The 24,674-nt window shown below is 48.3% G+C and carries 15 protein-coding genes; 8 read left to right on the forward strand and 7 right to left on the reverse strand.

Translation table 11 applies throughout. From position 1 onward, the window contains the following. The first annotated feature begins 2 nt into the window (after positions 1–2). Both BFC18_RS19705 and BFC18_RS19710 read left to right on the forward strand, forming a co-directional pair. Entirely contained in the window at positions 3–1,289 is a 1,287-nt protein-coding gene (locus BFC18_RS19705) for a CitMHS family transporter (RefSeq protein WP_070127354.1), read from the forward strand. 7 nt (positions 1,290–1,296) lie between these two features. After that, a complete protein-coding gene (locus tag BFC18_RS19710; RefSeq protein ID WP_070127355.1) occupies positions 1,297–2,202 on the forward strand; it encodes a hydroxymethylglutaryl-CoA lyase in 906 nt (301 codons plus the stop codon). A 5-nt stretch (positions 2,203–2,207) separates the two neighbouring features. Here BFC18_RS19710 and BFC18_RS19715 read toward each other — a convergent pair whose 3' ends face one another. Both BFC18_RS19715 and BFC18_RS19720 read right to left on the reverse strand, forming a co-directional pair. Beyond that, positions 2,208–3,779, reverse strand: coding sequence for a sugar porter family MFS transporter (locus BFC18_RS19715; RefSeq protein WP_070127357.1), 1,572 nt, complete (start codon positions 3,777–3,779; stop codon positions 2,208–2,210). Then, positions 3,766–4,767, reverse strand: a complete 1,002-nt coding sequence (locus BFC18_RS19720; RefSeq protein WP_070127358.1) for a LacI family DNA-binding transcriptional regulator — start codon at positions 4,765–4,767, stop codon at positions 3,766–3,768. Before BFC18_RS19720 ends, BFC18_RS19715 begins: the two co-directional genes overlap by 14 nt. A gap of 286 nt (positions 4,768–5,053) precedes the next feature. Between BFC18_RS19720 and BFC18_RS19725 the strand changes: the two genes are divergently transcribed. Then, positions 5,054–7,573 carry a glycoside hydrolase family 3 protein gene (locus BFC18_RS19725; protein WP_070127360.1) on the forward strand — a complete coding sequence of 840 codons (2,520 nt, stop codon included), beginning with the start codon at positions 5,054–5,056 and terminating at the stop codon, positions 7,571–7,573. Between the two features lie 22 nt (positions 7,574–7,595). Here the strand turns inward: BFC18_RS19725 and BFC18_RS19730 are convergent, their stop codons facing one another. After that, positions 7,596–8,843, reverse strand: coding sequence for a TolC family protein (locus tag BFC18_RS19730; RefSeq protein WP_070127362.1), 1,248 nt, complete (start codon positions 8,841–8,843; stop codon positions 7,596–7,598). Between the two features lie 221 nt (positions 8,844–9,064). Here BFC18_RS19730 and BFC18_RS19735 point away from each other — a divergent pair, with 221 nt between their 5' ends. The 3 genes from BFC18_RS19735 to BFC18_RS19745 all read left to right on the forward strand — a co-directional run bounded on the left by BFC18_RS19735 (position 9,065) and on the right by BFC18_RS19745 (position 14,767). Beyond that, a complete protein-coding gene (locus BFC18_RS19735; RefSeq protein WP_083273198.1) occupies positions 9,065–10,672 on the forward strand; it encodes a BamA/TamA family outer membrane protein in 1,608 nt (535 codons plus the stop codon). A gap of 101 nt (positions 10,673–10,773) precedes the next feature. Continuing rightward, positions 10,774–11,724: an efflux RND transporter periplasmic adaptor subunit gene (locus tag BFC18_RS19740; RefSeq protein WP_070127363.1), complete on the forward strand. Its 951-nt coding sequence runs from the start codon at positions 10,774–10,776 to the stop codon at positions 11,722–11,724. Beyond that, positions 11,717–14,767, forward strand: coding sequence for an efflux RND transporter permease subunit (locus tag BFC18_RS19745; protein WP_070127365.1), 3,051 nt, complete (start codon positions 11,717–11,719; stop codon positions 14,765–14,767). Before BFC18_RS19740 ends, BFC18_RS19745 begins: the two co-directional genes overlap by 8 nt. 87 nt (positions 14,768–14,854) lie before the next feature. Here the strand turns inward: BFC18_RS19745 and BFC18_RS19750 are convergent, their stop codons facing one another. Both BFC18_RS19750 and BFC18_RS19755 read right to left on the reverse strand, forming a co-directional pair. Further along, positions 14,855–16,282, reverse strand: a complete 1,428-nt coding sequence (locus BFC18_RS19750; protein WP_070127366.1) for a sensor histidine kinase — start codon at positions 16,280–16,282, stop codon at positions 14,855–14,857. Next, positions 16,279–16,956 (reverse strand): response regulator transcription factor, encoded by a 678-nt coding sequence (locus tag BFC18_RS19755; RefSeq protein ID WP_070127368.1) that lies wholly within the window; start codon positions 16,954–16,956, stop codon positions 16,279–16,281. The genes BFC18_RS19750 and BFC18_RS19755 overlap by 4 nt, the downstream gene beginning before the upstream one ends. Positions 16,957–17,151: 195 nt before the next feature. Between BFC18_RS19755 and BFC18_RS19760 the strand changes: the two genes are divergently transcribed. Both BFC18_RS19760 and BFC18_RS19765 read left to right on the forward strand, forming a co-directional pair. Continuing rightward, positions 17,152–18,756, forward strand: a complete 1,605-nt coding sequence (locus BFC18_RS19760; protein ID WP_070127370.1) for a phosphoethanolamine transferase — start codon at positions 17,152–17,154, stop codon at positions 18,754–18,756. Then, positions 18,747–19,154, forward strand: coding sequence for a diacylglycerol kinase (locus BFC18_RS19765; protein WP_070127371.1), 408 nt, complete (start codon positions 18,747–18,749; stop codon positions 19,152–19,154). The genes BFC18_RS19760 and BFC18_RS19765 overlap by 10 nt, the downstream gene beginning before the upstream one ends. 16 nt (positions 19,155–19,170) lie before the next feature. On the opposite strand, the gene BFC18_RS19770 is transcribed toward BFC18_RS19765, so the two are convergent. Further along, complete coding sequence (locus tag BFC18_RS19770; RefSeq protein ID WP_425388401.1) at positions 19,171–21,549, reverse strand: fatty acid cis/trans isomerase; 2,379 nt, start codon at positions 21,547–21,549, stop codon at positions 19,171–19,173. A 160-nt stretch (positions 21,550–21,709) separates the two neighbouring features. Then, entirely contained in the window at positions 21,710–24,652 is a 2,943-nt protein-coding gene (locus tag BFC18_RS19775) for a TonB-dependent receptor (protein ID WP_070127373.1), read from the reverse strand. Positions 24,653–24,674 lie beyond the last annotated feature (22 nt).

The following is a 24,674-nucleotide window of genomic DNA, read 5'->3' on the forward strand; positions in this document are numbered from 1 at the left end:
ATATGCTGGCTCTCATCGGACTGCTCACCATTCTGACCGTTTTGCTGACCATCGTCAGCAAACGGCTCTCTCCTTTGGTGGCCCTGATAGTTTTACCAATAATTGGGGCAATGTTTGCAGGACTTGGGCAGCAAATCCCTGAATTTCTGGTAAAAGGGATCACCAGCATCGCGCCGGTAGCGGTGATGTTTATGTTCGCCATTTTGTTCTTCGGTATCATGAATGACAATTATGTGTTTGCGCCCTTCATAAATGCCGTACTTAAATTGTGCGCGAATGATCCGCGCAAATTGTTTGTTGGCGTTGTGCTTATCACTGCCCTTGTGCATCTGGATGGTTCTGGTGCCAGTACCTTTCTGATTGTGATCCCGGCGGTGTTACCGGTTTTCGATGCGATGCAAATTCGTCGCCGGAAACTTGCCGCCCTGGTTGCGATGTCTGCGGGTGTGAACAATATGCTGCCCTGGGGAGGCCCCACCATTCGTGCAGCGGCCGCCCTTGATATTCCGGTAATGGAACTGTACGCCCCGTTATTCCCGGTCCACTTGAGCGGTTTTATCTTTGTGGTGGTCATTGCCTTTTGGATGGGCGTGCGTGAACGCGTATCCCACACAGGTAACGCGACGCAACCTGAACCTACCTCAGCCACAACTTTACTGCCTCACACGACAGATCTTCGCTGGCTGCTGAATATTTGCCTTATCGTTGCAGTTATCGGCTGTATGATTACCGGTATCGTTCCGCCAGTGATTGCTTTTCTGGGCGGTGCCATTATTGCGCTTTTACTGAATTCAACGTCGCAGGATGCGCAAAAAACGTCGATTGAGAAACATGCCGCACCGGTATTTATGATGGTCAGTATTTTGTTCGCCGCGGGCTGTTTTACCGGCATTCTGAAACACTCCGGCATGCTCGACGCCATGGCCACAAGTGGTAGCGAACTTCTACCTGGTGCTCTGGCGCAGAATATCCCGTTGGTAGTTGCACTGTCTTCCATGCCCTTAAGCCTGCTGTTTGACCCGGATTCCTTTTACTTCGGCATCATGCCAGTACTTTCAGGCATTGCCGTTGACTCGGGACTGCCCGCCACCAGCGTGGCGCACGCAGCCTTACTCGGGCAAATGACAACAGGCTTTCCAGTTAGTCCGTTAACACCGGCTACCTTTCTACTTATTGGGCTAACCAATATCAGCCTGGCTGATCACCAACGCTACACCCTGCCGCTGCTGGCCTGTATTTCTTTTTTTATGACAGCAGTAGCCCTGATATTGGGTCTCATCCCCGCTTAGGAATTTCATGAACGACAACGCGATTAAAATTGTAGAGATGGCGGCCAGAGACGGCCTGCAAAGTGAGCGCCAGCCAGTTCCACTGGAAACAAAAGTGAACCTGATTGAACGCCTCGCAGACTGTGGGCTTCAGTTTATTGAATCGGGCAGCTTTGTTCGCGCTGACCGCGTACCGCAAATGGCTAATTCATCTGACGTATACTCGCAACTAAAAAGAAAACCCGGTGTGATTTATTCGGCATTAACGCCTAACCTGCGGGGATTCAATCAGGCGATAGATGCCGATGCAGATGAAGTGGCTATTTTCGCCTCGGCATCGGAAGGATTTTCACAGAAAAACCTGAATTGTGATATTGACACCAGTCTGCGTAGATTTGAGGAAGTAACGCAAGCTGCATTGGAAGCGGGTGTACCTGTCAGAGGATACGTGTCATGTATTCTTGGTTGCCCATATGACGGCGAGATCCCTACTAAACAGGTAATCGATGTTACGCAGAAACTGTTTGCGATGGGCTGCCATGAAGTGGCCCTGGGCGATACCATCGGCACCGGTACAGCGGGGCGAACCAAAGCATTACTAAAAACCCTGAGTAACGAAATGCCATTAGCAAACATCGCCATGCACCTACACGATACCTACGGCCAGGCAGTCGCCAATATTTATGCGTCGCTGGAAGCTGGCGTACGCACCTTTGATGGTTCGGTAGGCGGCATTGGCGGCTGTCCCTATGCAAAAGGTGCCACCGGCAATGTAGCTACCGAAGATTTGGTGTATCTGCTCGACAGAGAAGGCTTCGTTCATGGCACCGACCTGTTAAAACTGTGCGAAACGGGCCAGTGGATAAGCCAGCAACTCGGCAGACAAACGGCTTCTAAAGTTGGGCTGGCTCTACTCAGCAAGCGAGAACCCTAACACCACTAAAGACCTTGCCCGATTTGCTCTAATGTCCGCCCCCGGGTTTCAGGGAATATTTTGATAACCAACACCAGGCTAATAAACGCAAAAGCGCCATATAAAGAGAATGTCAGGGCCGCTCCCAAATACATCAACTCCCAGGGGAACAACAGTTGCACCATAAAGCTTGAAAGGGAATTCACTACGCCAACCAGCGAGATAGCGAGTGCCCGACTCTGGTTGGGAAATATTTCAGCGAGCATGGCCCACATCACCGGCCCCAGTGACATGGCGTACGAGGCGACAAAGGCAATAATGCCAAACAACACCAGCGGCGCATTCATGTCGATGCCTTTACTCAAAAGCGTACGCTGATACTGGTGATACGACTCATCCCCCAGCGCGCTACGCAGTGCATGCTTGAATTCAACATCAGAATCAAATGCAATGCCTTCCAGTGGTGTTAACGCCGACTGCAGTTCAGCTGAGCCAAGGGAAATTTCAGCTACCTCCACACTGTCCAGCTTGTATGTTGCCTGCTGGAAGCCATACGCGCACACCGACATACTCAGGATCACGCCGCACAAGCCAGTGATCAGCAGCGGTTTTCGACCCCAGCGATCAATGGTCACCATGGCGACTACGGTAAAAATGATGTTCACCAGACCAATAAAAATGGCCTGCATAAAGGCTGCATCGGTGCCCACGCCGCTATGTTCAAATATGGTGGGCGCATAGAAAAAAATGACATTGATTCCGGTAATTTGCTGCGCAACGCCAAGAATAAGCCCGATAAGTAAAGGAAAGCGCATTTTCGGTGTCAGCAGGAACCCCAGCCGTTCCCGCCATTGCCAACTCTTCTGCTCCAATGAATCGCCGATAGCGGCGAGCTGCTTTTCAGCCTGTTCGCTGTCGAACAGCGAATGAACGACCTGACGAGCTTCATCATGACGATTATTTAGCATCAGCCAACGAGGGCTTCGTGGTACTGTGAACAATAGCGTAAACCACAGCGCCGCCGGTATCACCTCCATGCCCACCATGAAACGCCACGCATGGTCATTAATGCCTAACTGGTGAACCCACTGAGCTTCACTGCTACTGAGTTGTAAAAACATGAAATTGCTGAAGTAAGACACGGCAAAACCAAGCACGATATTCAGCTGATTAACAGAAATCATTCTTCCCCGGTGGAAGGGAGCGCTGATTTCAGCAATGTACATGGGCGCGATGAGTAAGCAGCAGAACGCCATGCCGCCGACAAAGCGGGCGCAAACCAGCATGGTGTAGTTTACCGACATGGCAGACGTTAACGACGACATGAAATACAGTGCGGCGATGAATATGAGCATTTTTCGCCGCCCTATCACATCACTCACCGCACCGGCGCAGCACATGGCGAACAACGCTCCCAGGGTGGGTGAACTCACCACCAACCCCTGTTGCCATGCACTCAGACCAAACTCGGTATCGATGAATCCAATGGCCCCGGAGATAACGCTGGCGTCGAAGCCAAAAATGAATCCGCCAATGGCAACAACCAGCGTATGTCGCAGCGTGGGGGAGACCCGACTAAACGGACTAAAGCGGCCCAAGCGAGTCCCGCTCTACGAGTTCAGGTTCGAATACATGAACAATGGGCTCAGGAGATTTAATGTCGTAAACATTTTCCAGGATCCAGGCTGCCGCCATTTCTCCCATGGAATGTACCGGGTTATTGATGGTGGTGAGCTTAGGGTGCAAATAACGTGAGAACAACACATTATCAAAACCAATGACGGAGAGATCGTCTGGAATATTCAGGCCCGCTTCCCGGGCAGCTGTCATGGCACCTGATGCCATTTCATCGTTTGCGCACACCAACACTGAAAGATCTGCATTGTCGCTGAATAACTTACCGAAGCCTTCTTGGCCGGAGGACTCATGATAGTCGCCCTCAAAAAGCAACGTGGGCTCGTTGTCGATACCCGCATCGTTCAATGCCCGAACATGACCATTTAATCGTTCGGTGGCGTCCTGCTTAAACAGCGGACCGCTGATGTAGCCAATTTTTTTGTGCCCGTTGTCGATAGCAGCTTTGGTGGCCAGGTAGCCGCCGTTTTCGTTGTCTGCAACAAAACACTGATCTTCCATGCCTTCCACTTTACGGTTCACAACCGCTACCGGCACCCCACTCTTGCCGAGTTTCGTCAGATAATCATCCGATACTGCTTCTGCGTGCAGAATAAGGGCATCACAACGGCGACTGGTCAGGAAGTCTATCGCTTCTGTCTCTCTGTGTTCTTCCACGTGCCCTGCCGTTATGATCACGTGTTTGCCGTGCTTTTTAAGAATGAGTTCAATGGTGCTCATCAACTCACCAAAGTACGAGCCATGCAGCTCCGAAACCAGTAAACCAATACTGTTCGTGCGATTTGAGGCCAGAGACTGCGCAATCGCGTTTGGTCGATATCCCAGCGCATCCATGGCATCCAACACCTTCTGACGCGTACGCTCACTCACCCTGGCATTCCCGTTCATTACCCGGGAAACCGTTGCCAGCGACACGCCGGCCGCTTCAGAGACTTCGTAGATGGTAGCCATAATTGTCTAATTGCTTCTTATGTAAGTGGTTTTGTTTTGTTGATTATATTTTAACAGTAATGTACCGAGAAAAGCCTTTTCGAACCAGTGTTTCACACTCCACCGCAACGAGAGCGGAATGCTATGTTAATTGGTGACTGTTCACCACCCGTTTACGGCTGCTAAAACAAAGGCTATTGAACTCGTTCACACTTCATGTAATTATCATGTTAAAAAATGTAAGCGCTTTCAAACGAAATGTAAACTGGAATGTAAGCGCTTTCAAATCTTAATTGAAAGGACACCCATGGGTAAGAATCTACTTTCCGCTCTGATTGCCAGCGCGCTGCTATCAGGTTGCGCGCAATCTCCTGAAACAACCGCTAATGATCAATCAGAAGCCGCAACGTTATGGCCAACGCTTGAAATTGCTGTGAAGCAAGACCCTGCTGTAGAAAGGCGAGTTGCCAGCATTTTGGCATCGATGACCGTTGAACAAAAAGTGGCGCAAATTATTCAGCCAGAAATCCGCAGTGTTACGGTAGAGGACATGCGCCATTATGGTTTCGGTTCTTACCTCAATGGCGGTGGCTCCTTCCCCGGCGATAACAAACATGCCACGCCAGAAGAATGGATTAATTTAGCAGAGGCCATGTATCAGGCGTCTGTTGATGACAGCCTGGATGGCTCAACGATTCCAACCATGTGGGGAACAGATGCGGTGCACGGCCACAATAATGTAGTCGGTGCCACGCTGTTTCCCCACAACATTGGTTTGGGTGCAGCAAACAACCCGGCGTTAATGGAAAAAATAGCGAATATCACCGCGCAGGAAGTCATGGCCACGGGCATCGATTGGGTATTTGCGCCAACCGTCGCCGTAGTACGTGACGATCGCTGGGGCCGAACCTATGAGAGTTATTCGGAAAATCCTGACATCGTTAAGGCCTACGCGGCGGCGGTGGTAAAAGGGCTGCAAGGCCATGCTGATGCCGATGATTTCCTGGGTGACGAGCGAGTGATCAGCACCGTAAAACACTTTGTTGGCGATGGCGGCACAGTACAGGGCGACGACCAAGGCGACAACATCGCTACTGAACAAGCCCTGTTTGATATTCACGCTCAGGGCTACGTGGGTGGCCTTACCGTTGGCGCGCAATCGGTGATGGCGTCGTTTAACAGCTGGCACGGCAAAAAGCTTCATGGCCACCAGTACCTGCTCACCGATGTGCTTAAAAATCGCATGGGTTTCGATGGCTTTGTGGTGGGCGACTGGAACGGTCACGGTCAGATCGCAGGATGCACCAACAATAACTGTGCCCAGGCGATTAACGCTGGCCTCGATATTTACATGGTACCTTCCGACTGGAAAGCCCTGTATGAAAACACCCTGGCACAGGTAAAAGATGGCACCGTTAACGCCGCTCGGTTAGACGATGCCGTGCGCCGTATCCTGCGGGTTAAAGTTCGTGCGGGCTTATTTGATAAACCAAGTCCGGCGGCACGGCCGCTTTCAGGTAACAAGTCACTCATTGGCAGCGAAGCACACCGGGAAGTGGCACGTCAGGCTGTGCGTGAATCACTGGTGTTGCTGAAGAATAAGCACAACCTGCTACCACTGAGCGCGAGCAGTAAGATCCTGGTTGCCGGTGACGGTGCAGACAATATCGGCAAACAATCCGGCGGCTGGACCATTACCTGGCAAGGTACCAACAATACTAACGACGACTTCCCCGGCGGTAGCTCCATTTACCACGGTATCGCCGCACAGGTCGACGCCGCCGGCGGTGAAGTAAGTTTATCGGCAGACGGCAGTTACACCGAAAAACCGGATGTGGCTATTGTCGTATTTGGCGAGGAACCTTATGCAGAAGGTGTTGGCGATCGCGACACACTGGTTTACCAACCTGAGGGCAAAACAGATTTAGCGTTGTTAAAGCAACTGCAAAGCGACGGAATTCCGGTGGTTTCAGTCTTTATTAGCGGCCGCCCGATGTGGGTCAACCCAGAACTTAATGCCTCCGATGCGTTTGTCGCCGCCTGGTTACCGGGCTCAGAGGGCGCAGCTGTGGCGGATGTGTTATTCGGTCTGCAGGATTTTAACGGCACCCTACCCTTTTCGTGGCCTGCTTCCGGCTCACAAATTGTGAATATCGGCGATGAAGACTACACGCCTCTGCTGCCTTATGGTTTTGGTTTAACGTACGGCGATAAAAACGTATTGCCTGATAACCTGAACGAAAAAGACGAAAGCCTGAAGCAACAATCTGCAGAATCTGTTGCCATTTTACAGGGCGGCGTTCGCGCACCATGGTCATTACAGCTTACCTCCGGCAATAAACACAAAACTGTTACCGCTAGCGCTGAATCTTTTGGCAGCATTGCTTACCGCACCAGCGACAAAGTGGTACAGGAAGATGCGATCACCGTCACCTTCGATGGAAAGGCGCCGGCCGGTATTGCTTTCACGCGCACTGAAAAAGCTGAATTAGTCGCATCGGATGCGCAGACGGAAAACCCTGCGCTGGTTTTCAGTGCCAATGTCTCGCAGCCTTTTTCAGATGACGTTTTCGTTACCTTGTGTTCTGAACAGCAAGACGGCGATGAAGCCTGCCCGTCCGGCGTCAATATCGCACCGGCGCTGTCGGGCTTTGAAGCTGACACTTGGCAATCAATGGCATTGCCCCTTAAATGTTTCGCCTCCCCTGACAGAAACACACTGACAACTGCCTTCGCCCTGCACACATCAGGTAGCGGAAGTTTGAGTCTCGCAGATATGTTTATTCAACAAACACCAGAGCAATCAAGGGTGCTGGCATGTGAGTAACTTTGATAGCAGAGAATCGCACCTACGGGAACGTGTAGTTATTCTGCATGCTTTCTGTGAGACCTGAAATGGCAAGCCAGTTTACCAGTTGAAGATGGTATTCGGCTTCAATGTCGATTCCCGCCTGGAGAGCAGCAGCTCGCTGTTCAAGAGAGGTGATATACTCAGTGAGAGTTATATCGCCTCCTTCCAGCAAGATTTTCAAATCTTCTGCTAGACGTTTTTCCCGCTCATAGGTCAGGCTCTGCCATTCTTTCAATGCCGCTTTGTAAACCGCTGTGTTTTTAGAGGCCGCTATAACTGCTTCACGAGCTCTTAATATTGCATCTTTATACAGTGCCTCCATACCAATACTAGTACTTACAGCAGCCCGCACATTTGCGGAATAATCATTTCTCACAGCCAAAGGCATAGCAAAATTTAATCCATAGACAGTAGCACCACCATTCTTCCCGGTGCTTATGCCGATTGTGGGGTCCTGACCGGCAGCACTTTCTGAAACCAGAATGCCTTGTTTACTGAGTAGCCATTGTGCTTTGGCAATACGGACATCCGGATTATTCTGGCTATCAGTTAGCGGCGCTGATACCAGTAAATTATCGACATCTTGCCAGATGTCTTGCGGCATTTTTTCATAGGTACCCTGCCAATCGGGTAACAAAACAGATAACGACAATTGCGCTTCAATCTTAGCTTGCTTAGCCAGAGCAACCATTGACAACTGCCGGACCTGATTCAGAATACTCAAATCTTCACCAGTCCTTGTTTCTTCTCCTGACCTCCGCTGGCTTCGTATTCTTTCGGCCAGTCTTTGCAGTCTTTCAAGCTCCTCATCAGCAAGTTTCAGACTGCTTTCGACCTTTTTGAGAGTGATGAATCCGGAAAGAATTTGGGCAAACATCGTTTGCCGGAGTGCTGCCAGTTGCTTTTCTGCCACGATTAAATTTAACAATGCTTCTTGTTTCAGATTTGCGCGTTTATCGTGTAAATCTATTGTCTGAGAAAGACCAATAATATAGTTATTGTAGCTTCCCTCTCTTGAATAATCGGCGGAAAGAGACGGGTTATAAACCGCCTTGCTGTTGCCATCGACAAGCGCCTTATGTTGCCGGACAGTCTCTTCGGCGGCGATAATTTTTGGATGAGCATTTAGTTGCTTAGCAATCCCCTGCAGCCATGTTGTATCAGCATTAGCTTGTAAGCTTAATGCAGCAAGGGTAAAGAATATCAAAGTGCGGCAGACCCAAACTTCGACAATGGCGCTATTCATAATTAATACACTTAATAACTGTTGTCGCAAAATGCTAAAACAAGTTTCTTAGGTTTATCTGAAGAATTGCTATTGGTTTGAAAACACTTGTTTTGTTTATCCGGTCATTTATTGCAGATTGCACGCAATCTACAGTGTTAAACCGGGCACTGATATTGAAGGTAATTTCAGTCTGTCTTAAGTAAATCATAAGCAAGTCCATTTAGGCTTTACCTCATCTTATGTATCAGAAGCACCGCCAGATGGTATGCACCAGGACACTCTCGTTATTTCTCATCTTTTCCATTCCTTCACTTGCTCATGCAGAGACCTGTGCCGGCAATGAAGAAAGCCATGTAGCCATCAAAACCAATGACATTTTTGATTTAGATGACCCAGGTACTTTTTGGCTCCATAAGCTTGCAAATACGCTTCATGTGATAACTAAACCAGATACAATTTCAAACGAAATTGCTTTTATGAATGAAAAATGCGTCGTCTCAGAGAGAGATTTGCAGGAAGTTGAAAGGCACCTCAGGAAACTGAAATACATCAATACAGCATCAGTAGTCAGAGATGATAAAGGCCTGATAAGTGTAACGACAAGCGATAAATGGTCCCTGATGCCGACCATTAATTTTGGACGGAAAGGCGGACAAAACAAGTTTTCATCAGGTTTAAAGGACAGGAACCTTCTTGGCTATGGCATCGACACTGAAATGGAATACTTCAAGGATGTTCAACGCTCTGGTTATAACCTGAATATTCAGTTTCCACTTTTCACTAATAATAATATTCAGGGTAGCGTAACGCTCTCTGACACCGACGATGGTTCTGCTCAGGGCATAAGTATTGCCAGGCCTTTTGTCAGTCTGAATACGAATAATGCATTTTTTCTGTCAGCCTATTCCGGCGATCTCCGGCAACAATACTTTCTGAACGGTAAAAACTACTTCTCTGTTGCCTATTCTGACAAACAGGCAAATGCCTGGTGGGGAAAGCGATATAGCAGAGATGAGACCTCCGTGATTCGGTATATTCTGGGGGTGGATTATGAAAAGAAAACCTTCGGTGATATTGAAGTTTCTGACACTGCGTTAAAACTACCATTACCTGAGGACAGGGAATACTTCACCCCTTTTTTTGAACTGGAATACATAGAGGATGATTTCAGAGAACTGAGTAATGTCCATGTCATCAACCAGATTGAAGATTTTAATATGGGATGGCACTTTCAAACCTGGTTCGGCGTCAATATCGCAGAAAGAAAAAACAATGAATCATTATACGTTGCACGTTTTTCCGCAGGAAAAGGCACTCAATTTACTCCAACAACCTTATTACTGTCAGATGTATCGCTGCTGACTAACTTTGGTAGTACAAGCCGGAGCCGGGCTGTTCTGAATGTAAATAATGAAATTTTCCATCGCCTTTCAGAACAGTTCGGCCTGTATGGTTCGCAACATTTTACCTATTCCAATGGTCAGTTTGCCGACCTTCCGGTAGTAATAGGTGAAGAGAACGGCGTAAGAGGTTACGCACTTGAATTTCAACGCGGCTCAAGCTCTGCTGCGTTTACCGGTGAACTGAGATACTACCCGAATATCAGTATTTACAACCTGTTTGAGTTGGGCGCTGCAGCTTTCATTGATACCGGTAAAGCGTTCGGTACCAGTGAGTTTGCTCCCCAAACTGACCAGTGGCTGTCCAGTGCAGGAATCGGCGCCAGGCTCTACTCGCGCCATGCATCGGACACAAAAGTTATTCACTTCGACATGTCTTTCCCTATGTTAAGTCATGAAAATGTGAATAACGTTGAATTCCTGATTACGACCAAATCCAGTTTCTAATCACCGCAGAGAATCCCATGCAAAACATTATAAAATTTTATTTTATGACGAGTCTTCTCACTGTTACTTTTTTTGTCCGGGCGGGAGGTGTCCCCACGGCAATGCATGTTACAGCTCGTCCGGCAGACACTGAAATCATCAGCATGGACATTACCATGCCTGGTGCCGTGCGGAGTCAAATAAACGCAGTACATTCTGTCAGTCTTCCATATAGCGGTAGAGTAAATCAAATAGAAGTAACTGAGGGCATGCACATTGACGAAGGCGCCCCGTTGCTAACGCTATCGGCTCTGCCCGGTGATACCCAATCATTGCAAGACGCCAGAAATGCAGTCAATTATCTGCGAAGGCAGAAAGAACATTTTACTGAACTTCGCAAACAGGAATTGGCAACGCAAACACAACTTCGGGATATCAGTAAGCAGCTCAAAGATGCGATAGCAACACTGGACACCATAGAAAAACAGGGGATCAGTGAGCATGGTATTACCCTTCCTTCCCCTGTATCCGGAAATATCGTAAAGATACTTGCCGGCCCCGGCGACCAGATCGCAGCCGGATCCGTACTGGCAACCATTATTGAAACCAGCCGTTTGAAAATAGAGTTTTCAATATCACCAGACAATGCCAGACGATTGTCACCGGAAACCCAATGCCATTTCAGCCCCGTATTTTCACAGGCTGAGCCAACGCCCGTAACCATAGATGCGATTAACCGACAGGTGGATGCTCAAACAGGTTTGCTTACTGCCTACAGCACTCCAATACCACGCGAGACCGATTTGTATGTTGACGAAGCTGTCAGCGTGACATGCCAGACCAATCCTCATCGGGGAATAACAGTGCCATTGAATGCTGTGATGTCTGATGCTGACGGGCAGTTTGTTTTTATTTTTAAGGATGGAGAAGCTAAAAAAGTCACCGTCGAAACGGGCATTATTACAAATCAGAAACAGGAAATTCTCAGTGGCATCTCACCGGAAGATAATGTCATTACCGACGGTAATTATGTATTAAGCAACGGTGACAAAGTGGACGTAACTTATGAATAATCGCATTGTTCACTGGAGCCACAATCATAAAAGGTCATTGATTTTTTTAACACTTGTCCTGGCGATAATCGGGTTGATTTTCAGCCGGGCGATTCCGGTTTCACTTTTTCCTCAGGTCAATTTCCCCCGGATTGCCGTTGCTATAGACGTCGGCGACATCCCTGCGAATCAAATGGTTAACAATGTCACCAGGCCGCTGGAAGAAGCGATTCGTGCTGTTCAGGGGGTACAAAGTCTGCGTTCCACTTCAAGCAGAGGAAGCGCGGAGATTTCAGTAGCCTTCAACTGGTCTCAAAATATGATTGAAGCAGAGGCACTTGTTCAGGGGGCCATAAGTCAGATTCGGGATGTATTACCACCTTCTTTACACTATGAAATACGCAGGATGGACCCCACAATTTTTCCTGTCATGGCGCTCAGCCTCTCATCAGAATCGGCGTCACTTACAGAGTTAAGAGATATTGCCACCTTCGATATCGTTCCGAGAGTATCAGCTGTGCAAGGACTCGCTAAAGCCACAGTGACAGGTGGCACACGGGCTGAATATCGCATAGAAACCGACCCAGATAAACTGTTGGCATTGGGTTTGAACCAGGACGATGTATCCGCCGCAATTGCAGCTAACAACTTGTTGCAATCTGAAGGCCGCATACAACAACAATATAAATTGTTTTTGTTGATGGCTGATGCGCAGCTACAAACATTAGACGATATACGCAACACAGTATTACGTCATCGCCCCGGGGCTGATATTACTGTCGCTGATGTTGCGGCTGTCTATCGCACGGTCAAACCAGAATGGATCAAAGTCTCTGCCAACGGCAAAAATGCGGTGCTTGTACAGTTATTCCAACAGCCTGATGGAGATACCATACATATCGCCGCACAAGTTGACGCGATGCTGGACACCATCAGGCAAACGCTACCGGCGGACAGTGAATTACAGGTCTGGTACGATCAGAGTTTACTGGTATCCCAATCCGCTTTTAGTGTGGGAGACGCCATGATAACGGGCGTACTGCTGGCAGCTATTGTATTGTTTGCGTTCCTTCGCAGCTTCAAAACCATTCTTATTGCCATACTTGTTGTGCCGGTCACACTTGCAGTAACAATTTTGCTTCTCAAAGCAACGGGCTTGAGCTTTAACATCATGACATTGGGTGGCATGGCTGCCGCAATAGGTCTGATTATTGATGATGCCATCGTAATGATTGAACATATCATCAGTTGCATAAGAAAGAATACTGAAAGTGTCAGGCATTCAATATTCCTTGCTGCCACTGAGATTTCAAAGCCACTTACAGGCTCATCGCTGGCTACCATTATTATTTTTTGTCCGCTGGCTTTTCTTGATGGCGTGACAGGTGCATTTTTTAAAGCACTGTCTCTGACGATGGCCTTCAGCCTTATTGTTTCATTTCTTATATCCTGGCTTTGTATTCCGCTTCTCGCCGGTAGTCTTTTTTCTGAAAACGACGCACAGGCCGACGATTCCGGCCCGGTAACCCGATGTTTGTTAAAATGGTATCAAAATGGCTTTCATACACTAAGCCGGAAACCCTTGTTGTTACTCTTCGCTATTGCAGGCCTGCTTTGCCTTTCTGCGGTTAGCTACACGAAAGTTGGTACCGGTTTTATGCCTACAATGGACGAAGGAGGTTTTGTTCTCGATTACAGGGCTAACGCCGGCACATCTCTTGAGGAAACAGACAGACAAATAAGGCAACTGGAAACCCTCATCCGGCAAACACCGGAAGTAGAATCTTATTCGCGAAGAACCGGAGCTGGCCTGGGAGGAGGATTGTCAGAAGCCAACGAGGGCGATTTTTTCATAAAACTAAAACCTTTCCCGAGAGCGCCGGTAGACGAAGTAATGTCAAAATTACGTAGCCAGATCGCATCTAACCTGCCCGGTTTGGAGGTCGAGTTAATTCTGCTTATGGAGGATCTGATTGGAGATTTAACGTCAGTCCCCCAGCCAATAGAAATAAAGCTCTATTCAGACAACACAGAGGCACTTCTTTCCACTGCCCCAAAAATCGCTGAACTTATTTCAAAAACAAAAGGCGTGGTGGATATCAATGACGGAGTCACTATTGCCGGCGACTCCTTCAATTTTACTATTAATGAAACCAAAGCAGCACAATTTGGTGTGACAAGGCAATGGATAGCAGCTCAACTTGGAAATCTGTTTGAAGGCACTGTCGCAACTACTATTAATGAATCATTGAAATCTGTGGATGTCAGGGTGTGGCCAGCGCTCAATCACCGCCAGAATGTTAATTCACTTGAAAATTATTGGGCCGTCGGTACCGGCGGAACGCCGATACCGCTTGCAGAAGTGGTCTCGATCAAGAAAATACGTGGAGAACCTCAGATAACACGTGAAAATCTAAAACGGATGGTAGCCGTTACTGCGCGGATCGAGGGCAGAGACATGGGATCAACAGTTACAGAAATTGAAAAGCTGCTGAATATACCGGGTACTCTACCGGATAAAATGTACTATCAGATGGGCGGCCTATATGCTCAGCAACAGCAATCATTTACCGGTCTGATGTATGTCTTTACAGCCGCTCTTGCCATACTCTTCGCACTGATATTGTTTCTCTACGAGGATATTCTCATTGCCATCTCCATAATGGGAACGTCTCTGCTTGCTGTTGGCTGTGTCTTTACAGGGCTCTGGTTTACAGGCACAGATCTGAACATTACCGCGATGATGGGAATGACAATGATCCTGGGTATTGTTACAGAAGTTGCCGTGTTCTTCTATTCAGAATATCAGGCAATCCTCACAGAGAAGTCTGACTGGAAGGAAGCACTCTGGCAGGCAGGGAGTAATCGTTTGCGCCCGATTATGATGACAACGCTTGCTGCTATTATGGCACTGGCTCCACTTGCATTTGCTATGAGCACAGGGTCAGAAATGCAGCAACCATTGGCTATTGCCATCATTTCAGGGCTACTGGTTCAACTACCTCTGGTGCTGATGATTTCTCCGGCAGTGTATATATTTCTGAGGCAAATACAGGATAAGTAGTGACAGTCCTCTGAACGTCAGAGATGAACTGCACGGTTTTGACAAAGTGCAGTTCTGTCCGCGTTTCGCGTCAGGTAATTCTGTTTTTTACATTTGTTGGGTGTTCCGTAACGTTAGCCGAAAGGCGATATCGCCCTCATCAGCACTCACCCTTATTCCGGCATCCACCGCTTTCAGGAGTGTTTTGACGATAGCCAGTCCGAGGCCAAAGTTTTCTGTCGAAGTACGGGCGGGATCGTGTTGCCATAAAGGCTCGAACATCAATTGCAACTCTTCGTCGCTCACCGGTTTTTGCATGGTATTGCTTACCACAATATCCAGAGTATCACCGGTAAGCTTTTCAATATTACAAGTCACCTTCGAGTCAGTCGGACTGTACTGTAATGCGTTAGCTATCAGGTTGGTAAACACGGACTCCAGCGCAAATAAATTGCTTTTCACGGTTGCGTCAGTAGCTTCGTCAATGACCAGATGTACCCTTCCACTTCCCTCAGAATCAATCACTTTTGTAAGCAGATCGCAAACATCGATGATGTCTGCACAAGCCAATTTCTGATTAGAGTATTTGTGCAGAAGCATTAGCCCTGAAATGATACTTTTCATTCTTAGACCAATCGTTAAGACATCGGGTTTAAAGTGAGCTTCTAACTCTTCATCGCCCGGGAACCGGGTCGCTATTTCAGCCATGGTGATAAGTTCAGTCACGGGAGTTTTCAGTTCATGAGCAATATCAGACGTTAACCTTCTTTCCCGTTGATAGTGCTTACTGTTTTCTGCAATAAAGTAATTAAGGCTCTCCACCACGGGAAGTAATTCCTCAACCGGTACTTTCATTTGCATTGGTTCAGGTTTATCGATTAACCGCGTATTACGAATTTGACCTATGAAGGCATCCAAAGGTGTTAATGCATAAGCCACTGTGTTTTTCACGGTAAAGCGCACCGTTAATGGAACAATGATGAGTGCCAGAATGAAAGCGGCGTCGATTAGCCAGAGTGAGTACTGCAATTGCTCTATAGATACTGCGTAGGCTAGTGTCATCGGTTTACGCTCGCCTTTTTGCTTTGTGGCGAAATAAGCCTCTCTGTTTTCGGTATCTATTTGAGGAATGAATCGGGTGTAAGCTATACGCCCGTTCCTGCCATCTGGCAAAACGATATCTTCCAATACCGTTTCGCCTTCCTTAACAGCCTTAAATGGCAAGGCATTCATACTGTGCATGTGCAGTGTGGCTGACTTCTCGAACGTTTCTCCGTCGTACCATAATTGAAAATACTCAGGATCATTGGTGCCGGTAAATTCCGGATAGTATTCACCGGCGAACTCAAATTCGACGCCGGTCGTGTCTTCATCGACCAGCGTTTCTAACAGGCCAATTTTGTCATGTACCGCATGATTGAACTGACGTTCTACCCAACCATCCACGGCAATATCTGTAATTAACAGAGCGGCTACAATGAGTAAAGAAATAGCAACAGATAAGCGTCGGGTGAGTGTTTTTCGAATAGAGATCATAGTTCCTCTGCGACCATATAGCCGAACCCCCGCTTATTTTTAACCGGTAATTCGCCGCCCAGTTTACGCACTTTCTTTCTTACCGCAGACAAATGGGCTTCAATGGCATTTTTAGACACCATGTCATAGCTCCCGGCAATAGACTCACTCAGGCGCTCTGATGTCACTATGCGGTTTTTATTGTGAAACAAGCACTCCACAATCCGGTATTCGTTGGGGGTCAGGTCTACCGGCGTTTGATTCAGCAGTAAAAGCTTACTTTGCAGATCTAACGTAAAGTCTCCCACCACCACTTTGTCATCACTGTGAACCAGCTTTCCCCGACGCATCAGGTTAACCATACGGGCACATAATTCATCGAAGGAAAACGGCTTTGCCAGATAATCATCCGCACCGGCAATGATACCGTTAACTTTATCGTCAGGTTCAGAGCGGGCCGACAAGATTATTACCCGGGTATCGATGTTTTTCTTCCTTAATACCGTCAGAATTTCCATACCATCAAGGTGAGGCAACATAAGATCAAGGATCACAATGTCGTATTCACCCAGAAGCGCCATGTTCAGCCCATCCGTACCGGTAGCAGCGTTGTCCACGGCATAACCTAACTTTTTAAGTCCGATGGTGATATTTCGTCTGAGCGCATCGGAATCTTCAATCAGCAATACTCTCATCGCCAACCTCTTTTAAAATCAAAATCGTCGAAGTATATACCAGAAAACTTAAGATTAGCTGAAGATGTAACTCTTTGCTTTTTATGCACATATTTATTTGTATTACGCCCCCCGGAACAATCAGTTTGTCTTAAGACATTCTTAAGGATCCAGCCCTAAGATGCAGCGAAATAAGATTAACCCGGTCCCGACAGGATGCGTATTTTCGCTTTACTAAAATTCAGGCTGACCCCGGCACAAACGCTTGTGTCTTCCTGCTTGCTCATTACCCTGCTTTTTAATGCTCCCTTTTTGAGCACTGTATGGCAAGCCGTATCGCCTGACAGCGTGAAGGATTATGCGTTTCTGGCAACGGTACCTGTGTTGCTGTTCAGCCTGCTCATACTTTTTACTACTCTGAGCGGGGGATTAATTTTTCCGCGGATGATTTCCGCGTTACACATCATTATTGCGTCACTGATATTTTACGGCATGACAGCATACGGCCTGCTGTTCGATAAAAGCATGATTCAAAACCTGATAGAAACGAATTCAGGAGAAGCATTTTCTTATCTCAACGCGAGCTTTGTCTTGTTCTTCTGTGTACTGGGCATTTTGCCTGTATTCGCACTGTGTAATATGGAAATCAAAACGGCGTTCAGTAAAAGTATTAAGCATATTCTTATGATTAATGGCATTGCTATTGTGGCAATTGCACTTATCGCAGCACTTTTTTACAAAGATTATGCGGCAGTTGGCAGAAACAACCGGAACATCATCAAACAAATTACGCCCCTCGCTTTCTACGATGCTGGCTACAAATACTTGCGCGATAATTATTTATCCCCCCCTTTGCCATATCGTATTTTAGACAGCCACCCCACCCTTGCTGAAAGCAACCGGGACTTACCCGACACTATCGTCATGGTGGTGGGCGAAACAGCCAGAGCCGATCGCTTTAGTCTGAATGGCTACAGTAAAAATACTAACCCACTGTTGTCAGATGAGAAGGTGGTCAGTTTTACTCAGGTTACTTCCTGCGGCACAGCAACTGCCGTAAGCGTACCCTGTATGTTTTCCCGTTTAAGCCGGGACAACTATGACAGCCGTATAGCTCATAGCCAGGACAATGTGCTGGATATCATTCATCGAGCCGGTTATTCAGTGACATGGATTGATAATAACAGCACCTGCAAAGGGGTTTGCAGCCGCATTAAAACAATCCCTTACGACCCGGCGCGGGATGAACGTTTCTGCGACGGCGATTATTGTCTGGATGCAATATTGCTTAACCAACTTAAAGAAACGCTTAAACAAAACACACAGAAGAAGCGCTTGATTGTCTTACATATGATCGGGTCCCACGGACCGACTTACTATCGCCGGTATCCAGGTGATTTCAAAGGCTTTACCCCTGACTGTCCGAGGAGCGATATTCAAAATTGCGACATGACGCAGTTATCGAATACCTACGACAATACCATTTTATATACCGACTTCGTTTTAAGCCACATTATCGAACAGCTTAAAACCGTGGAAAACGCACAGTTGCTTTACCTGTCTGATCATGGTGAATCGTTGGGAGAAAAAGGCTTATACCTTCACGGTTTTCCTTACAGTTTAGCGCCGGAAGAGCAAACCCACGTCCCTATGCTTTACTGGCGAAACGGCGACGATATGACGGCTAAGATAAGTTGCGCGAAATCACTGAAAGATCGACCGTATTCTCAGGATAATTTGTATGACACGCTGTTAGGACTTACAGGCGTAGTCAGCACTACCTACCAACCAGAACAGGATATATTCGCCTCATGCCAGTAAATAAATCTACCAGTAATGTTATTTACTTCAATAACACGAAAAAGCCAGGCGGTATACGCCGCATCATACTTGCGGCCGGTCACTCCTTGCGGGCTTTTAAATGGCTTGCGGCAAACGAGGCTGCATTCAGACAAGAACTACTGCTTCTGGCAGGCGCGCTTATTATACTGGCAGTATGGGACATTCCGATTCAGCAAAAAGGTTTATTACTGATTTCAGTCCTGTTCGTCATGTTTGCGGAGATTATTAATACCGCCATTGAGGTCACCATTGACCGTATCGGACTGGAGTTACACCCCATGTCGGGACTTGCAAAAGATCTCGCTTCAGCAGCCGTCATGGTTGCTATTGCTATGGCTGCTGTTGCGTGGGGTGTAACGCTTATTGGCTGGATATGATATTCAGCCAATCGCTTTATCTGTCTTCCAACCGGTTATAATCCAGCAGTCCACCTTCAATGGGGTAACGGCTTAGCGCCCACTGAATCACTTCATCGCTAAATTGCCAGAACGCCGGATTGGTTCGTCTTACGCCATAGTCGGTGATAAACGCTTCGTAATCGGATTCCGATTTAATCCGTTTTACTTTCGCTACCATGTTCTGCACCTCTGACGCATTTATCTGCCAGAACACATCGGGATAGCTCCCTAATAAACCTTGTACCAAGGTAACCGAATCTTGGCCGTAGTTACGGTTTTCGTCTTCCTCAAACAAACTACTGACATTGTAATGCGCGCTATTTCGTAACAGGGTGAACATTTCAGGTTCACCTTCGCCGTTGTCCGGACGAACCATTAGCATAGTAATTTCTGGCAAGATAGTGGCTTGCTCCGGTGACAACGTATCCAGACTCCCTAAAAGCGCCAGTTGGTCGTCTGACAGCCAGTTACTGCGAAGGCTACTGCTTTTAGGCTGCACGTTTTCAAGGGCTTGTTTCAGCATGCTATAGAGCTCGGATTTGGGGTTATCGGAGGAATACTCGATACCGGTATCCTGTTCAAAGCTATTGATGTCGCCTTCGATGAAATCAGTCAGCTCCGGCCCCGCCTGCTGGTACCATTCCGACAGTTGTTGATGACGGGTTTGTGGTGGTAACAACGCCAGAAAGTTCGACTCACCCTCCATACGGAGAAAGTCCATATACAAGCGGGTCATCAGCTGATGACCGTAGTTCCCATACACATCAAAACCGGCCACCAGCAGGTAATGAATTCGCTCGAGCAGGGCATAGTCAATAACCCAGGCCGTCTTTGTGGGCTCGCCCACCAGCCCTTTCGCCACCGTGGCATTGTCGAAATGTCGGAATACGGTTAGGGTGGCATTGGTGTTATTGCCATCCCCGTCCCAGATACTCTTAAGGCTTAAATGCTGACCCTGCCGGAAGGTATCGTTCATAAAATCGGTGCGGGCGCGAAGATAATCGCCCTGATGCTCAGCGTATTTGACCCAGCTTACGGCCAACGCAGTCGACTCCTGCTCTGCTGGCAGGTGTAAGTTTTCTTTTTGCGACGCATAGAAGCGATTCAACTTTTCAGACGTTGCTACTTCGGGATCAACAAAGAATACCCAGAAGCGGTCGTTAATTACGTTAAGTGCCACCTGACCACGACACACTGGCCCTTTGATGTAACCCATAATGGTATTCTGCGCGCGCTCCAGCATAAAACGGTAGCGGGTGTTAACCGGCATTAAGGTAAAGGCGGTAAGCGGGTTCGCGGCCACTTCAGGTTTATAAGAAGGCAACTCAGGCACATCAAATTCGGCCTCGACAAACCATGCATTCCATTTCGCCATAAGGTCGTCATTGATTGCGTACGGCTGATGCGTTTTACTCACGATAGTCGACGTGACAGGCTGCAGGCGATACCACACTCTGTCCGTGCCAGGGTGATCGAAGGGGCGGCGGGTTGCCACCACATCCAGCGGCTCACCGGGCGGTGTTAGCGAACGTACCAGATTAAAAAACTGTGGCGTCACGCCTTCTTCAGAAAGCGCTTCGAAGTAAAGGTGCGACGTAAACAGGTGCTCGTAGATATAGCGGGCAGAAAGCTGCGCTTTATTCGAGTTGCCATTCAGCCAGGCTTCGAATTTATCGGCACGCTTCAACAGTGCATCAGGCAAAGGTTGAGCTTTGGGTAAGGGTGCGCCATTGTGTAGCCAGCGCATCAACGTTTGCTGCTCTTCGTTGGTCAGTCCTGGCAGCGCGTAGGGCATGCCGCCTAACGGTTGCTCGGCAATGTAACTCCCCATTTCATCCAACGTGGGACACTGCTGCGGGCGGTTCAGACTAATATCAAAACCTTCGCCTAAGTGAGTCGTTTCGGGTAGCGGATTGGCCTGTTTTAACAATAGCATTTGCGCCAGCACGGAAGATTGCGTAGGCGGTGGCGAATCTTCAGTTTCCACGGTTTCGGGCAACACGGTGAAGAAATCCCGCTGGCGCCATTCATCCACATTCTGCGCGTCGATGAACAATCGGTTTGGCGTGGCCGCCGTTAGCCTTGTGCCCTGATACACTTTCTCTTTATTGGCACCTCGGGCAAGCCCTTCAGCGGAGGACATTTTTAACTGGCAAGGGGCATCGTAACAGGCATGACAAACCACACAGCGTTGGGTTAAAACAGGCTCTACGTGTTGATCAAAAAAACCAGCAGACAATGGCTTCATTGACTCTGACGTTGTGGAATCGTTTAATAGCGGCGCCTCTTGTGGTTCCCACTGCCAAATGGCTACGGCAATAACCAATCCGAGAATAGCCAACAGCCCAGCTTTCCACCCACCCAATTTCATCATTCACCTGTTTCCTTCAAAAACCGGCGCCAGTCTACCATCAAGTGGTCGGGCCTTAATACACAAAAACGCCTAAGAAAAATTCACAATAAAAAAGGGCTGCGATGGTTTCCCATGCAGCCTCAAGTCGTCAGGTTGCTCTTGTTATTAGTGTTATCAGCTATCAGAAGGTATAGCGAGCACCCAGTGTATAACGCGGTCCATATTGGCGTGCGTAAAGGAATTGCTCCTGAAAACGCCCGTAGCCTCGTTCGGTTTCATTATTTACATTCACGCCTTCAACAAACACAGTGAAGTGATCGTTGAAATCGTAGTTCACGCTGAAGTCCCATTGACCAAATGAATCAGCCTGTGTGGGTGGTACATCGGCGGAACCCTGTGCCTGCCCCATGCCTTGCAAATAACCTGCACGCCAGGCGTAAGTGACTTTTACCGACAACGCTTCTTTTTCGTAGAACACCTGGAAGTTGGCAGAATCACCAATACCCACCAGCGGGTTCTGACCACTTTCGAGAATGTACGGATCGTAAGTCACATCGCCGTCAACCAGCGTACCGTTCACGCCCACACCGAAACCGGTGTCACCGAAAGTATGCTGAACGGCCAGTTCAATACCATCCACTGTGCGGGAATCCGGCAAATTACGCGGCTTGGTCACACGCCACGTGATGAGTGGATCATCGGCATTTGGCTCAATCACACCTTCCGCATTGGCATAGCCGTTATCCTGGAAATACTGGAAGATGGCACTGTCTGTGGCCTGTACACCATCAGCTTGTAGAGCCGCTACCGCTTCGTTCCACCGCGGTCCCTGGTAAATATCACGCAACCCTTCGAAGGTCTGATCGCCCCCCGTGGTTTCGATATACTCACTCACTTTCTTACGGAACAGGCCCACAGAGGCATAGCTGTCTTCGCTGTAATACCACTCCAGTGATAAGTCGAGGTTTTGCGACTCGTAGGGCTTCAGGCTGGTGTTGCCTTCAGACGCTGTGCGCGCACCAATTTTCGGGCTACCACTGAACGAACGCCCCCCTTGCAGCAAGCCAATAGGCGCACGGGTTATCGATTTACCCCACGAGAAACGGGCAACCACGTCTTCGGTTACGTCCACTTTAATGTCGAACATGGGCAGCAAGATGTCATATTCACCGGTGAAATCCTGCAGGATAAGTTCCGACTGATATTCAGTGATCCACTCAGAAGGGGCTACCCAGTTCACCTGCGTAGGCACCCGCACCTGCGCGGAACTGGGCACTTCAGTTTCTTCGTAGCGCACACCGGCATTCACCTGCACATAGAAATCACCAATATCAAAATCCCACTCGGTTTGTACGTAAACAGAATCGGTGATCTCTTCAACAAAATTCACTGTTGGCGCATTAAAGAACGGATCGATGGAGTAAACGTTGCTGTCACCGGTCACATCTGCCGTAAGGTAAGCCAACTGCCGGGTGATCGCTTCGTCAAAGCTGTAGGTGTAAAAATAATTCGGATTCAGCGCATCACCGCCGCCACTGAATGCATCCAGGAAATCACCGGTATCATGGCGGGTAAACATGCTATCCGGGAAAATTTCAGTGTAAGACGGACTGAAGCCAGGACCGCCTCGCAAACCACCCCATGCGTCGGTTGCACCCAACGACTGTTCGGTACGGGCATAACCAAAGTCGACTTTCACCAGTGGAATACTGTCGAAAACCGAGTTGTACCAGGTACTGTCAATTTGTAGCTGTTCAATATCCGAACGGCCCTGATTGCGGGTAAACTGACTAAAGTTAGAATCAATTTCACTGGGCATCAGCTCGTTGGTGCCGTTATTCCAATTGATGTAATAACTCGGAATATCACCTTCCCGATAATCGTACACTTTGGAAATCAGCTTATCGGAGCCAAGAATGACCTGGCCACTGCCGCCTAACCCTTTGTCCTTGCCGTTATCAATCTGATTGTAGGAGTCGTGATAATCCACTGACACTTCCCAATCATCGGTGATTTGCCACTCGAGATTTACACCCAGAGAGCGGGCATTCACCTCGGTGGTGTTACGGCTGGCTGTAGCAGAACCGTCGTCACCGGCAATATCGGCATACAATGCAGTGCCATTTTCGTCCAGTTCATAAGCATTAATATTCGGCCCGAAGTTGTTCCAAATCCCCCAGCCAAAGCTGTTAGTGCCGGTGACGGCGTCTGATGCGGTGTAATCCACCGTTGCAGTGAAATTATCGGTAGGACGGAACTGGAAAGTAACCTGCGCGTTGGTCCGCTCACGCTGTACATCGGCAAAACCAAAGTTCAGATCTTTCGGAAAGAATGCCGCATCAGTGATAACAGAACGGTTATCTACCACCATAGACGGGTCAAGCTCGGGCAGATCTGCATCAGGCACTTGTACCCACCCCTGAATACTGGCGGACTGTTGACGGAAATCCCGTTCCTGGTGAGAAACCGACAGCCCGATGCCGAACATATCGTCGGCAAACGTGTTAGTGAACACACCTGCTACTTCCGGCGTAATGTCGCTGCCTTCCTCATTAGAGGTATCCATAATGCCTTTGGCCGATACCGAGAATTGCTGGCCTGGGTTGTCCATGGGGCGCATAGTCAGAATATTCACCGTTGCGCCAAGACCACCACTGGGGTTTTCAGCCCTTGCCGTTTTCTGCAGTTCCAGGGTTTTTACCCCTTCCGAAGACAAGTTCTGTAAGTCGTAAGAACGAGTGAAGCCGGTGCCCGGCATCTGACGACCATTCAGGGTGATAAGGTTAAATTCAGGGCCAAAACCACGCACTGTGATCTGGCTACCTTCACCGTTTGCGCGGCTGATGGTTACACCGGTAATACGCTGTAACGCTTCCGCCAGGTTGGTATCCGGGAATTTACCCAGTTCTTCGGCGGAAATGGCATCGACGACACCGCTTGAATTCCGCTTGAGGTCTTGCGAGCGCATCAGCGAGCCACGTATCCCCTTAACCTGAATGACTTCCATGCTTTCGTCAGCAACGGCTTCGGCTTCCTGTGCCTGCACGCTGAATATGCTTGTTGTACCCAGTAACAAAGCCATTGATGTGGCGACCCGGGTCTTTTTAAATGTATTGTTTTTCATAGTTGACCTACTCATCATAATC

The organism is Alteromonas confluentis, from assembly GCF_001757105.1.
Taxonomy (GTDB): domain Bacteria; phylum Pseudomonadota; class Gammaproteobacteria; order Enterobacterales; family Alteromonadaceae; genus Alteromonas; species Alteromonas confluentis.